The sequence below is a fragment of the Agrobacterium sp. 22-214-1 genome (genome assembly GCF_053522465.1).
The window spans coordinates 205,984-219,325 of record NZ_JBNWCK010000001.1 but is presented as its reverse complement, the minus strand read 5'-3'; the positions used below and the strand labels follow the sequence as shown (position 1 = coordinate 219,325).

14 protein-coding genes are annotated in these 13,342 nt (G+C 60.6%); 5 read left to right on the top strand and 9 right to left on the bottom strand.

Annotated features, from left to right (window positions below):
* Positions 1-13 precede the first annotated feature (13 nt).
* Positions 14-1,747, bottom strand: coding sequence for an ABC transporter ATP-binding protein (locus tag ACQZ5G_RS01155; RefSeq protein ID WP_448736725.1), 1,734 nt, complete (start codon positions 1,745-1,747; stop codon positions 14-16).
* Positions 1,748-1,976: 229 nt separating this feature from the next.
* On the opposite strand from ACQZ5G_RS01155, the gene ACQZ5G_RS01150 reads away from it, so the two are divergent.
* Positions 1,977-3,215, top strand: coding sequence for an AI-2E family transporter (locus ACQZ5G_RS01150; protein ID WP_020808949.1), 1,239 nt, complete (start codon positions 1,977-1,979; stop codon positions 3,213-3,215).
* A 179-nt stretch (positions 3,216-3,394) separates the two neighbouring features.
* Here ACQZ5G_RS01150 and ACQZ5G_RS01145 read toward each other — a convergent pair whose 3' ends face one another.
* Positions 3,395-3,850 (bottom strand): GNAT family N-acetyltransferase, encoded by a 456-nt coding sequence (locus ACQZ5G_RS01145; RefSeq protein WP_448736724.1) that lies wholly within the window; start codon positions 3,848-3,850, stop codon positions 3,395-3,397.
* Positions 3,851-3,956: 106 nt separating this feature from the next.
* Between ACQZ5G_RS01145 and ACQZ5G_RS01140 the strand changes: the two genes are divergently transcribed.
* Entirely contained in the window at positions 3,957-4,376 is a 420-nt protein-coding gene (locus tag ACQZ5G_RS01140) for a hypothetical protein (RefSeq protein WP_448736723.1), read from the top strand.
* 193 nt (positions 4,377-4,569) lie between these two features.
* Here the strand turns inward: ACQZ5G_RS01140 and ACQZ5G_RS01135 are convergent, their stop codons facing one another.
* From ACQZ5G_RS01135 to ACQZ5G_RS01125, 3 genes are all read right to left on the bottom strand, one after another.
* Positions 4,570-5,760, bottom strand: a complete 1,191-nt coding sequence (locus tag ACQZ5G_RS01135; protein ID WP_448736722.1) for a DUF2336 domain-containing protein — start codon at positions 5,758-5,760, stop codon at positions 4,570-4,572.
* A gap of 75 nt (positions 5,761-5,835) precedes the next feature.
* The gene (locus ACQZ5G_RS01130; RefSeq protein ID WP_080816851.1) at positions 5,836-6,447 is read right to left on the bottom strand and encodes a flavin reductase family protein; all 612 of its coding nucleotides are present in this window, start codon (positions 6,445-6,447) and stop codon (positions 5,836-5,838) included.
* Positions 6,447-7,028, bottom strand: a complete 582-nt coding sequence (locus ACQZ5G_RS01125; RefSeq protein WP_059760236.1) for a nitroreductase family protein — start codon at positions 7,026-7,028, stop codon at positions 6,447-6,449. Before ACQZ5G_RS01125 ends, ACQZ5G_RS01130 begins: the two co-directional genes overlap by 1 nt.
* A 110-nt stretch (positions 7,029-7,138) precedes the next feature.
* Between ACQZ5G_RS01125 and ACQZ5G_RS01120 the strand changes: the two genes are divergently transcribed.
* On the top strand, positions 7,139-8,119 hold the full coding sequence (locus ACQZ5G_RS01120; protein WP_003523389.1) for a hypothetical protein: 981 nt from the start codon (positions 7,139-7,141) through the stop codon (positions 8,117-8,119).
* A 200-nt stretch (positions 8,120-8,319) separates the two neighbouring features.
* Here the strand turns inward: ACQZ5G_RS01120 and thrS are convergent, their stop codons facing one another.
* From thrS to ACQZ5G_RS01100, 4 genes are all read right to left on the bottom strand, one after another.
* Positions 8,320-10,323, bottom strand: coding sequence for a threonine--tRNA ligase (gene thrS / locus ACQZ5G_RS01115; protein WP_448736721.1), 2,004 nt, complete (start codon positions 10,321-10,323; stop codon positions 8,320-8,322).
* Positions 10,324-10,448: 125 nt separating this feature from the next.
* Positions 10,449-10,973, bottom strand: a complete 525-nt coding sequence (locus ACQZ5G_RS01110; protein WP_448736720.1) for a DUF1697 domain-containing protein — start codon at positions 10,971-10,973, stop codon at positions 10,449-10,451.
* A complete protein-coding gene (yidD, locus tag ACQZ5G_RS01105; RefSeq protein WP_448736719.1) occupies positions 10,970-11,329 on the bottom strand; it encodes a membrane protein insertion efficiency factor YidD in 360 nt (119 codons plus the stop codon). The genes ACQZ5G_RS01110 and yidD overlap by 4 nt, the downstream gene beginning before the upstream one ends.
* A gap of 3 nt (positions 11,330-11,332) precedes the next feature.
* Positions 11,333-11,779, bottom strand: a complete 447-nt coding sequence (locus ACQZ5G_RS01100) for an iron-sulfur cluster assembly scaffold protein (RefSeq protein ID WP_003523393.1) — start codon at positions 11,777-11,779, stop codon at positions 11,333-11,335.
* 282 nt (positions 11,780-12,061) lie between these two features.
* On the opposite strand from ACQZ5G_RS01100, the gene folE reads away from it, so the two are divergent.
* On the top strand, positions 12,062-12,688 hold the full coding sequence (gene folE, locus ACQZ5G_RS01095) for a GTP cyclohydrolase I FolE (protein ID WP_003495569.1): 627 nt from the start codon (positions 12,062-12,064) through the stop codon (positions 12,686-12,688).
* Between the two features lie 126 nt (positions 12,689-12,814).
* Positions 12,815-13,267, top strand: a complete 453-nt coding sequence (gene hisI / locus ACQZ5G_RS01090) for a phosphoribosyl-AMP cyclohydrolase (protein ID WP_003523396.1) — start codon at positions 12,815-12,817, stop codon at positions 13,265-13,267.
* The last annotated feature ends 75 nt before the right edge of the window (positions 13,268-13,342 follow it).

Here is a 13,342-nt window from a genome sequence, read left to right as displayed (position 1 = left end):
AACGCGCCGCTCATCAGCTCAGGCCCGCAAGGTGCCCGCTGAACTGCGCCTCGTGCAGCCGGCTGTAGTGGCCCTTGGCGGCCAGCAGCTCGGCATGGGCGCCGGTTTCGGCAATGCCGGTCTGGTCCACCACCACGATGCGCGAGGCGTCGCGGATCGTCGCTAGCCGGTGGGCGATGACGAGCGTGGTGCGGCCTTTGGCAAGCTCCGTCAGCGATTGCTGGATGGCGCGTTCGGTTTCCGTGTCGAGCGCCGAGGTCGCCTCATCGAGAATGAGGATCGGCGGGTTCTTCAGGAACATGCGGGCAATGGCAAGACGTTGTTTCTGGCCGCCGGAAAGCTTGACGCCGCGCTCGCCAATGACGGTATCGAGCCCAAGCGGCATCGCTTCGATGACGCCATCGAGACGGGCGCGCCGCGCCGCATCCATGATGTCCGCGTCCGAAGCGCCAAGCCGGCCATATTCTATATTCTCGCGGATCGTGCCGCCGAACAGGAAAACATCCTGCTGCACGATGCCGATCTGGTTGCGCAGCGAAGCAAGCTTCATCCTGCGGATATCGATGCCGTCAATGGTGATCGCGCCGCTGGTGACATCGTAGAAACGCGGCAAAAGCGAGCAGAGCGTCGTCTTGCCCGCCCCCGAAGGACCGACAAAGGCCACCGTCTCGCCGGCGCTGATCTTCAGGTCGATATTGGTAAGAACCGTCTTGCCCTCGGCATAACCGAAACCGACATGGCGATATTCAATATTGCCGCGCAGCAGCGGCGCTTCCACCGCATCCGGCGCATCGACGATATCGGGCGCGGTATCCAGCAGTTCGGTGAAACGGCGGAAACCGGCAATGCCCTTCGGATAGGTCTCGATGACCGAATTGATCTTTTCCACCGGCCGGAAAAACACGCCCACCAGCAGCAGGAAGCCGACAAAGCCGCCTTCCGTCAGGCTGCCCGTCAGCACGAGCCAGGCGCCGCAGATCATCACGATCATCTGCGTCAGGCGCATGCTCATATAGCTGAGCGAAGTGCTGGCAGCCATGATCTTGTAGGCGTCGAGCTTGGTGCGGCGGTATTTCTGATTGTCCTTCTCGAACAGCGCGCGCTCGTGATCCTCATTGGCGAAGGCCTGCACGACCCGCATGCCGCCGACATTTTCCTCGATACGGGCGTTGAAATCCCCCACCCGGCCGTAAAGCGCGCGAAAATTCTGCGTCATGCGGCCGCCGTAACGGCTGGTCACCCAGGCGGTAACGGGCACGACGGCGGCGGTGATGAGCGCCAGCGGCACATTGACCGAAAGCATCAAAAGGAACGCGCCGATGAAGGTCATGATGGCGATGAACAGGTCTTCCGGGCCGTGGTGGGCCACCTCGCCGATCTCTTCCAGATCCTTGGTCAGCCGCCCGACCAGATGGCCGGTCTTCTGGTTGTCGAAATATCGGAAGGAGAGCTTTTGCAGATGATCGAAGGCCAGCCGCCGCATGTCGGTCTCGATATTGATGCCGAGCATGTGTCCCCAATAGGTGACTGTCGCCATCAGCCCGGTATTCAGCACATAGATGACCAGCAGCCCGACCGAAGCGGCAAGGATGATGGCCCATTCACCGCCGGGCAGCAGCACATCCACAAAGGCCTTCACCGCCATGGGAAAGCCGAGTTCGAGCACGCCCGACAACACCGCGCAGGAAAAATCGAGAATGAACAGGCCGCGATAGGGGCGATAATAGGCGAAGAAACGGCGGAGCATGGCATGACCTGGAGATCGGGCGCGGCAACCTTACGCCGCAAGAAAAACGGAGTTCAATTCTCATATTTCGATGCGCGCGCCAAGACCGATGTTCTATTTTTACCAAAATCGTTCAATAGGTTCAGCAATAAACACACAACGGTAATGTGATCCGATTATATTGCAATTATATGTATCGGTGTGACAGAGTGAATGCACCCTTCGGGGAGAATGCGAGAAAGAGCCTGCCGTGAGTAACATTGACAGCCGTAAGCCCAGTGGCGAACCGAGATGGCTTGGTCCCGCCAGCCCGACGCGGATCGCCCTGATCCCGCCCATCTCGGCTGCGCGCTGGCTTCTCGTTCTCGTCGCCCTTGCCGGCATTTATTTCTTCCACGGCTTTCTCGTCCCCGTTCTCGCCGCTCTCGTCATCGGTTTCGCCAGCTGGCCGGTTTACACCCGGCTTCTGCGGCAGGTGGGCGGTAACACCACGCTCGGCGCCACCATCGCCATCATCCTCATCCTCGCCTTCCTCGTGGTGCCGATTTTCATCGCCGCCTCCTATACGGCAAGCGAAATCCGCGAATGGTTCGGCTGGGCGGTGCATGTCAACAAGACGGGCGCGCCCGTGCCGGACTGGATCGCCGCCCTGCCCGCCGTCGGCCCCTGGCTCGGCGAACAATGGGTGAAATATATCGGCACGCCGGGCGCCATCGGCGAACTCATCCAGCTCGTCAGCGGCGCCAATATCGGCAATATCTACCGGGCGATCCTCGCCGCCGGCAACGGCGCATTCCACCTGGTGCTGACCCTGCTGTTCATGCTGATCGCGCTGTTCTTCGTCTACCGTAACGGCGCGGGCTTCACCCGGCAGGTCGATCTGGTCGGCGAACGCATTCTGCCGACGCGGTGGGAACGCATTTCCCGCGTCGTGCCCGCCACCATCAGCTCCACCGTCACAGGCATGACGCTGATCGCCATCGGCGAAGGCATCATCCTCGGCATCGCTTACTGGATCGCCGGCGTACCCTCGCCCGTTACGCTCGGCGTGCTCACCGGCGTCATGGCGCTCATTCCGGGCGGTGCGCCGCTCTCCTTTACGCTGGTGTCGATCTATCTGGTCGCCAGCGGCTCGCCCGCCCACGGGCTGGCGCTGTTCGTCTGGGGTTCGGTGGAGCTCTTCATCGTCGACAAGACCATCCGTCCGAAACTCGTCGGCGGCCCGATCAAACTGCCCTTCCTGCCCACCTTTTTCGGCCTTGTCGGCGGCGTGAAGACCATGGGCTTCCTCGGCCTCTTCATCGGCCCGGTGCTGATGGCGCTTCTGGTCGCGATCTGGCGCGAATGGGTGCGTGAAGTGGAAATCTCCGCCGCCGCCAGCGCCGAGGCTCCGCCCCCGCCGCCCACGCAGGAAGACGCCATCGATGAGGTTGCCGCGCTCGAAGACAATAGCGAGGAAACGACCGCGTTTCGGAAAGCGGCGTTTTGATCGGTGAAGCCAGCGGGCAGACGCCTCGACGCTGGTGCCTATAGTCCTCAAACCCGCGCATCCGTCATGTTCGGGCCTGTCCCGAGCATCTGCCACCGATTGATCTACGATACGTGATTAGATTCTCGGCACAGGGCCGAGAATGACGTGCAGGATACGGCAAACTTGCTCCGTAGACTTTAAAGCACCTTCTCCATGAACAGGCTGAGCGGATCCGGCTTATAAGGCGCAAAGGCCTCGATCTCCACAAACCCCGCCTTGCGGTAAAGACCGATCGCTTCCGGCTGGCTGATGCCGGTTTCGAGACGGATGGCGGAAAGGCCAAGCTCGGCGCCGCGCGCGACAAGCGTATCCATGATCAGCTTGCCGATCCGCAATCCCCGCGCCTCGGGATCGACGAACATGCGCTTCACCTCCGCCGTGCCGTCTCCCGCCTCCACCAGCGCGCCGCAGCCGACGACGCGGCCATCGTGCCGGGCCACGAAAAACGAGACATTGTCCTGCTCGAGCGCGCCGATATCGACCAGATGATTGCTCTCGGCGGGGTAAAGCGAGGCCATATAGGTGTTGGAAAGGTCGATGAGGCGCAGAACCGCATCCTGCCGGGGTGTTTCAAGCTTGATTTCGGTGGCCAATGCGATGCCTGCCTTCTCTATAAAAATGCGTATTTCGTCGTAATGTCACTGCAATCGGGATAGATGAGTTTCTAGAGCATAAATCCCGACAGAGGCAACACACACCATGAAAACAGCCCTCGTTCTCATGACCTTCCTTGGCTGCGACGACAGCGCCACCGATTGCCATTACCTCGCGACCTCGCAGCAGCGCTGGACGAGCATCGAACTGTGCGACGCCGTGTCGGAAAAGGAGCTGGAGCGTTACGCCAACGCGCCCTACCCCGTGGTGGTAGCCGTGTGCCAGACACCGGGTGAACAGCCCCCGCAGACGGCCGGCGCGCAACCTCCCGCCTCGGCACCGGCCACGGCACCGCAGGCAACGGCAGCGGTTACCCCGAAGGAGGAGGAAAGCCTCACCAAACAGGCAATCAGCCGCGTCAGCCGTATCCTGCCTTCCACCGAAGGCATAAAGCATCTTTTGGGGACACCGGTGAGGATGGTTGAAAACAGCTATTCGTGGATCGCCAAACGGTTCGATAAGTGATTGCGGGGAACCGATCTTCCCTCATTCCTGTGCTTGTCACAGGAATCTAGCCAGCCCAAGTCTTTGGGCTGGAAAGACTTTACTCGCCGCGCAGACGCGCGTCGGCTGGATTCCTGTGACAAGCACAGGAATGAGGATGGCAGTGATCCTGCCCGAAACATCGGAGCGGCGTCTTGTAAAACCCCTTGGGACCTCACGCCGCCTCGACCGTCAGCGCTTCCGCATAATACCGCGCCTTCTGTCGCTCTTCGGCGATGGCGAGCTTGCGCACGGCATGCAGCAGTTCGAACAGCGTTTCGGAACCGTTGACGTCGCGGAAATGCGCCAGCAGTTCCGCCGAGACGGAGGCCGCCACATCAGAGAGCTGCGAGCGGGCGGCACGGCGCCACATCAGCGTCGCCTCGATGAAGACGTCGACAACATCGCCGAAAAGACCGACCGACTGGAACAGCGCCTTCAATGCATGCGGCCGTCCGGTCGCCAGAATGGCGCGCACCTTGCGGTCATCGAGACCGGAGAGATTGACCATGGCCGCCGTGAAGAATTCCAGCCGGCCCGAACAGACGGCATGGATGAGCAGCGCCGGTGTCAGTTCCAGCCGCTGGCGCAGATGCTCCACCAGCGCTGGCAGCTCCGGCGAGGAGACGCTGGCGGCGATAAGGATGGTGGCGGAATCTTCCGCCTCGCGGAAAAGACTGTCGGCGCGGTTGCGCGCGATCATCGCGTGAACCAGCGCGGAACCGGCGAGAGCTTCGCTGATGCGGCCCATCAACAGGTGACGCGCATCGGCGGGCAGCGCCTCGCGGCGAAGCAGGAGGTCGCGAATATCGGCGTCCGAACCATGGCGCTCGGCGATACGCCTGAGCGAAAACGGCGTGATGAAGGCATCGTCGTTTTCGAGCAGGATGATGGTTTCCGGCAGGTCGCCGACTTCGGCAAGCGCCGCGCAGACACCGCGCGGCAGGCCCGGCCGTGCGGCGATGAGGGATCGCGTCAGGCTTTCTCCACGCCCGGCGAGATCGACCAGATCGGCCTCGCCGAGAACCGGCGAGCGGGCAATGACGGTGCAGGCAATTTCCGGTTGGTCTTCGGCGAGTGAAACGAGAATGGCGCGCGGTGCGTCATCGGCATCCGCCAGCGCTTCGGCAAGCGCCAGTCGCACACGCGGCGAAGGATCGTCGAGCAGATAGGTCATCGCCATATAGGCGGCATCGCGGTTCTCGCGCGCCATGTCGGACTGAAGATAGGCACGGCCGAGAGCATTGGCGGCTTTCGCCCGCTCGGTCGAGCCAGCCTTTTCAGACCAGCGAAGAAATGCCTGTACGATCACCTGAGCCTCGAAAACATTCGCAACAATGGATGGCGGCATCATCGCCGCCACCATGTATAAAACTCTAGGCGCAAATGGTTTACGTTTGGTTCACCATAAAAATTAACCGTAGCCGAAGAAGGGCTATATTTACGGCGCAGTAGAGGGTCGCTGCAGCTGGAATACATCGCTGCCGCCATCGCAGTAATCCATATAGCCCATGCGCGCCACGGGTCGCGACAGCCCCATATCGATGCGCCCGTCGCGAATGATCGTTTCATCGATATGGATCGCCATGACCTGTCCGATCACCATCCACGAATCCGCCGGCTGGCCGTCAACGTCCTTAAGCTGCTGTATCTGGGTCACGCGGCACTCCAGAACCGCCAGCGCCTCGCCCACGAAAGGCGCATCCACCACCCGCCCGTCGACGGCGGTGAGACCGGCAAGGGCGAACTCGTCGACATCATAGCCGACGGGTGCAGAAGACGCATTCATCCGGTCCACCAGATGGCGGCTGACGAGATTGGCGGTGAAGACACCGGTTTCCTCGACATTGCGCAGACTGTCCTTCCTGCCGCTGGAGGAGAACATCACAAGCTTTGGCCGGTCCGAAATCGCGTTGAAGAAGGAATAGGGCGAGAGGTTGAGGGAACCGTCCCTGCCCTTCGAGCCGATCCAGCCGATCGGACGCGGTGCGACGATGGCCTTGAACGGATCATGCGGCAGGCCATGCTGGTTGGTGTCCGTGGTGTAGAACATCAAACGTCCCCGACCCAGGTGACGACATCGGCAAGCTCCGGCCGCGGCCGCTCCACCGGCGGGAATGTCGTCGAGCCGATATGAATGAACCCGGCCACCTTCTCTTCCGCGCCGACCTCGATTTCCGCGAGAAATGCGGAATCGAAAGCAAACCATTCGGTCAGCCAGTTCGCCGCAAAACCGCTGGCATTGGCGGCGAAGATGAGGTTGAGGCACACGGCACCGGCGGACATGACCTGTTCCCATTCCGGAATCTTGAAATGCGGCTTTGCGGTGCTGATGACGGCGATAACGACGGGCGCGCGGGTGAAACGGGTGCGTTCCGCTTCCTGCTGCTGCAGGTCCAGTTCCGGGTTCTTTTCAAGCGCGATCCTCAGCGCCGTCTCACCGAGACGCACGCGCTCCTCGCCGCGATAGACGACGAAGCGCCAGGGGGCGAGCTTGCCATGGTCAGGCACACGAACGGCAAGGCGCAGGATGTCCTCGATTTGCCCCTTCGAAGGCCCCGGCTCGGCAAGTTGCAGGGCCGGCGTGGAACGGCGAACCTTGAGATAATCGAGGAGCTTGATATCATTTGTCATGATCAAAAATCTTCCATTCTGCTGTCATCGCAAAAACATGGGCCTTGAAATAGCCACGGCATTGGTTTTGAAGTGATCCGGGAAAATCAAGAAGTCAATCGGTATCGAAAATGTCGGCAATCAAAATCGCGGCACGTCTGACCATTGCATGTGCCGTGCTTGGCCTTTTATCGCAAGCCGCTTTTTCGCAGGACGCCTTCAAAGACTTCAAGCAGCTCGGCGGCACGCCGAAAATGCCGAAGCTGAACGCTTTCACCGCCCCTTCCGCACCCAACGCCCCGGAAAGCACCGCCCGCGATATCAACATGGAAGCCAAGCTGACCAGCGAAGGCGAAGCGGTGAAGGAAGGCCTGTCCTGGCGCGTCTTCAGCCCCATTCCCGGCGCTGACGGCAAGTTGCCGATGCTGGCAAGCTCGGAAGGCGGCTCGGCGGAATTCCATCTGGTGCCGGGCGAATATTTCGTCAACGTGGCGTTCGGCCGTGCGGGCGTCACCAAGAAACTAAATGTCCCGACCTCCGGCAATGTGCAGAAACAGGTGCTGATTCTCGATGCCGGCGGCTTCGTGCTGAATGCGGTTGCGGGTTCCGACAAGCAGATTTCCGGCAACCAGCTCAAATTTTCCGTCTATTCGTCAGACGCCCGCCCCGATGGCGAGCGCGGCCTCGTCATGGCCGATATCAAGCCCAACACCATCGTGCGGCTGAATGCCGGCACCTATCACGTGGTTTCCGAATATGGCAACGTCAACGCGGTGGTGCGCGCCGACATTCAGGTGGAAGCCGGCAAGCTGACGGAAGCGACGCTCCAGCATCAGGCGGCGCAGATCACCCTCAAGCTCGTTTCCGAAGAAGGCGGCGAAGCCATTGCCGATACGGCCTGGTCGGTGCTGAACGGCGGCGGCGATGTGGTGAACGAAAGCGTCAGCGCCTTTTCGACCATGGTGCTGGCGGAAGGCGAATATACCGCCATCGCCCGCAACAAGGACAAGGTCTACCAGCGCAACTTCAAAGTGACCTCCGGCCGGGATTCGGATGTGGAGGTGCTGATGAAGGATCAGGCGCCGGAAGATATGACCGGGGATTTCGAGTAAGCTCCACAACAGCCTCGGCGCCTTTGGGGTCTTTTCTCTGCCTTATGCACGGCGTCATCCTTGGGCTTGTCCCAAGGTTCTAATCACGTCCAATTCAATCGAGACGTTGCAGATGCTCGGGACAGGCCCGAGCATGACGGAAGAGAGCTTTCAAGACTTCGCCCAAAACAAAACGGCCCCCGAAGGGGCCGTAAGTATTATCAGGCAACCTGCTTTTTCGCCGCAAGCTTGCGCTTCACATCCGGCGGCGTCGCCTCGTCGACGAGGCTCGTAATCGCATCTTCCAGCGACATCGGCGTCTGGTTCTGCGAACCGAGACGGCGGATGTTGACGGTGCGCTCTTCCGCTTCCTTGCGGCCGCAGACGATGATGACCGGAACCTTGGTCACCGAATGCTCGCGGATCTTGTAGTTGATCTTCTCGTTGCGGAAGTCGGTCTCGACCGCCATGCCCGCCTCACGCAGCGCTTCGGCAACCTCGCGGCCGTAATCATCCGCGTCCGAGGTGATCGTCGCGACCACGACCTGAAGCGGCGCGAACCACAGCGGCATGTGACCGGCGAAGTTCTCGATGAGAATGCCGAGGAAACGCTCCATGGAGCCGCAGATGGCGCGATGGATCATCACCGGCTGCGTCTTTTCGGAGTTCTGGTCGATGTAGAAGGCGCCGAAGCGTTCCGGCAGGTTGAAGTCCACCTGCGTCGTGCCGCACTGCCATTCACGGCCGATGGCGTCCTTCAGCGTATATTCGAACTTCGGCCCGTAGAACGCGCCCTCGCCCGGCAGGATGCCGGTCTTGATGCGGCCTTCGGACTGTTCCTCGATGGTCTTCAGAACATCCATCATCACGCTTTCAGCGCGATCCCACAGATCGTCGGAACCGACGCGCTTTTCCGGGCGCGTGGAGAGCTTGACGACGACTTCGCTGAAACCGAAATCCTCGTAGACGGAGAGGATGAGATCGTTGATGCGCAGGCATTCCGCCGCCATCTGCTCTTCCGTGCAGAAGACATGCGCATCGTCCTGTGTGAAGCCGCGAACGCGCATCAGGCCATGCAGAGCCCCGGAAGCCTCGTAACGATGCACGGTGCCGAATTCCGCAAGACGAACGGGCATTTCGCGGTAAGACTTCAAGCCATGCTTGAAGATCTGCACGTGACCCGGGCAGTTCATCGGCTTCAGTGCAAAGACGCGCTGATCGGCTTCCTCGTCATCGGGATGGGTGAAGGCATGGGCGGATTTCACCGCGAACATGTTTTCCTGATACCAGCCCCAGTGACCGGAGGTTTCCCACAGCGACTTGTCCAGCACCTGCGGTGCGTTGACTTCCTGATAGGTATTGGCGAGCCGGCGGCGCATATAGGCCGTCAGCGTCTGGAACATGCGCCAGCCCTTGCCGTGCCAGAACACGACGCCCGGGCCTTCTTCCTGGAAATGGAACAGGTCCATTTCGCGGCCGAGGCGGCGGTGGTCACGCTTTTCGGCTTCGGCCAGCACATGCAGATAATTGTCCAGCTCTTCCTGCGTCGCCCAGGCGGTACCGTAGATGCGCGACAGCATCGCATTGTTGCTGTCACCGCGCCAATAGGCGCCAGCCACCTTCATCAGCTTGAAGGCCGTGCCGATCTGCCCCGTGGAGGCCATATGCGGACCACGGCAGAGATCGAACCAGTCACCCTGATAATAGATCTTCAGGTCCTGACCCGCCGGAATGGCATCGACCAGCTCGACCTTGTAGTTCTCGCCCTTCGCGGCAAAGACTTCCCTGGCCTTCTCGCGCGACCAGATTTCGCGGGTGAACGGCTTGTTGCGCAGAATGATTTCCTTCATGCGCTTTTCGATCTTCGGCAGATCTTCCGGCGTGAAGGGTTCGTTCTTGGCGAAGTCGTAATAGAAGCCGTTCTCGATGACAGGGCCGATCGTCACCTGCGTGCCGGGCCACAGTTCCTGCACGGCTTCAGCCATGACGTGAGCGGCATCGTGGCGGATGAGTTCCAGCGCACGACCGTCTTCACGCGTGACGATCTCGATTTTGCCATCGGTGATGGTCTCGGACAAATCGCGCACGGTGCCGTCAAGCGCAATGGCGACAGCCTTCTTGGCAAGCGATTTGGAGATGGATTCGGCGACCTCGCGGCCGGTCGTACCGGCGGGGTAGCTGCGCACGGATCCATCGGGAAATGTAAGGGAAACAGCTTCAGACATTGTCTAATCTCCTGTCCAGTCCCGCCAACGAATGCGGGTGGTGTTGGAATAATGATTTGCCCGCGACACGCGGACAGGCAGGCTGATAAAGGCTTTTGCCATTGCAGTCAAAGGCGAAGGATCGCTCAGCGAAGCATTTGCGCGAGACCATTGACCGTATTGGCGTTGCGGGTCGTGCCGATACCGAGCCTTTTGGTGGTCAGCACGGACAGCAGCCTGCTCTCGCTCGGCTTGCCGCAAAAATCGATCCACAAATCGCCGCCGGCAAGAGCGATCTTTTCCCTCCCGCGGTATTTCTCCAGCAATTCAAGGACGCCGTTGTCCAGCGGCGCGCGCATCACCCGAACGCAGACATCCGGCGGATTGCCCTGGGCAAAGGGATTGTCCGCCGCCAGTTTCAGCCAGTCGCTCCCCGAACGAACGAGAATATCGACATGTTTGCCGAAGCGGTCCTCGAAGGCGCGCTCCAGCCTGTCCTCAATCTCACGAACAGGTGCCGCCCCGGTGCGAAAAACCAGATTTCCAGTCGCGACCAGCGTTCTGCATTCGGCAAATCCCAGTTCTTCCGCCAAGGCCCTGAGATCAGCCATGACGAGCCGCTTGCCCGCGCCGAGCACGATGCTGTGCAGCAGGGCCACATAGTCATTCATCGATGCGGGCTCCAGTAACGCCACGGCATCCACCAGCGCCTGCGGCCATCGAGCACTTCCGGCACCGGGTCCAGCCCGCTGGTGCCGCCCGGCCCGCAGCGCGCGACGCGAAACAGCGTCATCCATCCGCCGGCCCAAAGCCCGTGTCGGGCAATGGCTTCATACCCATATTCGGAACAGGTGGGGATATGGCGGCAGGAATTTCCGATGAAGCCGGAAAGCGTCAGCTGATAAAGCCGGATGAAACCGACGCCCAGAAGCCGCCCCGGCGTCTTGGCGAAGCTGCCCGTCCAGTTGCGGGATCGGCCCGCTTTTTCCGCCGTCTGCTGGTGCCGGCAGCCCGGTTCGCCGCACATCGCCTAACCTGCGGCGTTGAGAGCCGGCCGTCCCTCGATCTGGTCGAGCGCATCGACCACCGCTTCGAAAGTCAGCATGGTGGAAGCGTGACGGGCCTTGAAATCGCGGACGGGCTGAAGCACCCGCATATCCTCGAAACGGCCCGTCGGCCCCTCGCCGTCCTGTTTCAGCATGGCGAGCATGTCTTCCCGCGCCTGCCGGATTTCGCCGCTGGAAGCCCCGATGATGTGGTGCGCCATGATGGACGCGGAGGCCTGGCCGAGCGCGCAGGCGCGAACCTCATGCGAAAACGCCGTCACGATGCCGCCTTCGACCTTCAGATAGACCTTGAGCTTGGAGCCGCACAGCCGGGAGTGTTTCTCGGCGCTGGCGTCGGCATCCTCAAGAACGCCGATGAGCGGAATATTCCCGGCAAAGTCCAGAATGCGATTGTTGTAGATATCGTCCATCGTCGGTGCCCGGCGCGCTCAAGATTGCCCAAAAACAGGACAGGTCAAATTTTTCAAACACAGCGTTTGTCGCAGTGAAGCTTTCCTGCCCTTCATTCTCATTATATGCTAACGAGCTTTCTGGACATCAAGCCGTGATGAAATTAACGGCTCCGATACCGAAATAACAGCATCGGTCTTGCCAAAATGCTGTAAAACAACCAGATAGCAGCAACTGCGAACAAGAGTTCGTGATGAAAAACGAATTCAGGTGCGGCCTTTACCCGCATCGGGAGAGACGGAATGGATGCGATCGTGAAGAATTTCCCCGGCGCTGGCGCAAAACCCGACGTGGCAGAAGCTCGCCCAAGCCAGGCCGAAGCGGAAGAAGCAGTGCGCGTTCTTCTGCGCTGGGCAGGAGAAAATCCCGCCCGCGAAGGACTTCTGGATACGCCGAAGCGCGTCGCCAAGGCCTATCGCGAGCTTTTTGCCGGTTATGAGCTGAACGTTCAGGACGTGCTCGGCACGACCTTCGAGGAAGTCGGCGGTTATGACGATGTTGTGCTGGTGCGCGACATCCCCTTCTTCTCCCATTGCGAACACCATATGGTGCCGATCGTCGGCAAGGCGCATGTCGCCTATCTTCCGGCCGGCCGCGTGCTTGGCCTGTCGAAGATCGCCCGCGTCGTCGAAATCTTCGGCCGACGCCTGCAGACGCAGGAAAACATGACCGCGCAGATCGCCAGATCGATCGAGGAAACCTTGAAACCGCGCGGCGTGGCCGTCATGATCGACGCCGAACATATGTGCATGTCCATGCGTGGCGTAAACAAGCAGGGGTCGACGACGCTGACCACCAGCTTCACCGGCACGTTCAAGAACGATCCGGCCGAACAGGTGCGCTTCATGACCATGGTGCGGAACCGCTAGGCGCCGGACCGAAGGCCGTCAGGCGGTTTTCGGAAAATCCGATGCGCAAGAAAATCCAGAGTGGCGGAGGCAGCTCCGTTTATTCGCCGCTCCCACCGTTCCGCCAGTTGATTTTCCGGGGTTACCATGTCCATTCCCTTTCCATCCGCCCCTGCGGATAAGGAAGTGCTCGAAAACGCAGGTCTTTTTTCGCCGAAATTCGATGCTCACGGCCTCGTCACCGCCGTTGTCACCGATGCGCGTGACGGCGAGTTGCTGATGGTCGCCCATATGAATGCGGAAGCCCTGTCGCTGACGCTGGAGACCGGCATCGCCCACTATTACAGCCGTTCGCGCGACAAGATCTGGAAGAAGGGCGAAACGTCAGGCAATCTGCAGACGGTGAAGGAATTCCGCACCGATTGCGATCAGGACGCCGTGTGGCTGAAGGTCTCCGTCGCCGGCCATGACGCGACCTGCCACACCGGTCGCCGCTCCTGTTTTTATCGCACGGTCGAACTCTCCGATGGCCAGGCGGTGACGAAGATCACCGACGATACCCGCCATTTCGATCCGGCGACCACCTATTCCGCAACTTGAACGGCCACCTTCCATCGGCCGCACCAATTTGCTACCAATATAGCGGGCTCCGGGGATAAGGGCGGAGCACCGTAG

Excerpts from the sequence above, each read along its gene's own strand:
- ACQZ5G_RS01155 (WP_448736725.1), bottom strand. The coding sequence starts at position 1,747 with ATGCTCCGCCGTTTCTTCGCCTATTATCGCCCCTATCGCGGCCTGTTC.
- ACQZ5G_RS01140 (WP_448736723.1), top strand. The coding sequence starts at position 3,957 with ATGAAAACAGCCCTCGTTCTCATGACCTTCCTTGGCTGCGACGACAGC.
- ACQZ5G_RS01135 (WP_448736722.1), bottom strand. The coding sequence starts at position 5,760 with ATGGTGGCGGCGATGATGCCGCCATCCATTGTTGCGAATGTTTTCGAG.
- ACQZ5G_RS01130 (WP_080816851.1), bottom strand. The coding sequence starts at position 6,447 with ATGTTCTACACCACGGACACCAACCAGCATGGCCTGCCGCATGATCCG.
- ACQZ5G_RS01125 (WP_059760236.1), bottom strand. The coding sequence starts at position 7,028 with ATGACAAATGATATCAAGCTCCTCGATTATCTCAAGGTTCGCCGTTCC.
- ACQZ5G_RS01120 (WP_003523389.1), top strand. The coding sequence starts at position 7,139 with ATGTCGGCAATCAAAATCGCGGCACGTCTGACCATTGCATGTGCCGTG.
- thrS (WP_448736721.1), bottom strand. The coding sequence starts at position 10,323 with ATGTCTGAAGCTGTTTCCCTTACATTTCCCGATGGATCCGTGCGCAGC.
- ACQZ5G_RS01110 (WP_448736720.1), bottom strand. The coding sequence starts at position 10,973 with ATGAATGACTATGTGGCCCTGCTGCACAGCATCGTGCTCGGCGCGGGC.
- yidD (WP_448736719.1), bottom strand. The coding sequence starts at position 11,329 with ATGTGCGGCGAACCGGGCTGCCGGCACCAGCAGACGGCGGAAAAAGCG.
- ACQZ5G_RS01100 (WP_003523393.1), bottom strand. The coding sequence starts at position 11,779 with ATGGACGATATCTACAACAATCGCATTCTGGACTTTGCCGGGAATATT.
- folE (WP_003495569.1), top strand. The coding sequence starts at position 12,062 with ATGGATGCGATCGTGAAGAATTTCCCCGGCGCTGGCGCAAAACCCGAC.
- hisI (WP_003523396.1), top strand. The coding sequence starts at position 12,815 with ATGTCCATTCCCTTTCCATCCGCCCCTGCGGATAAGGAAGTGCTCGAA.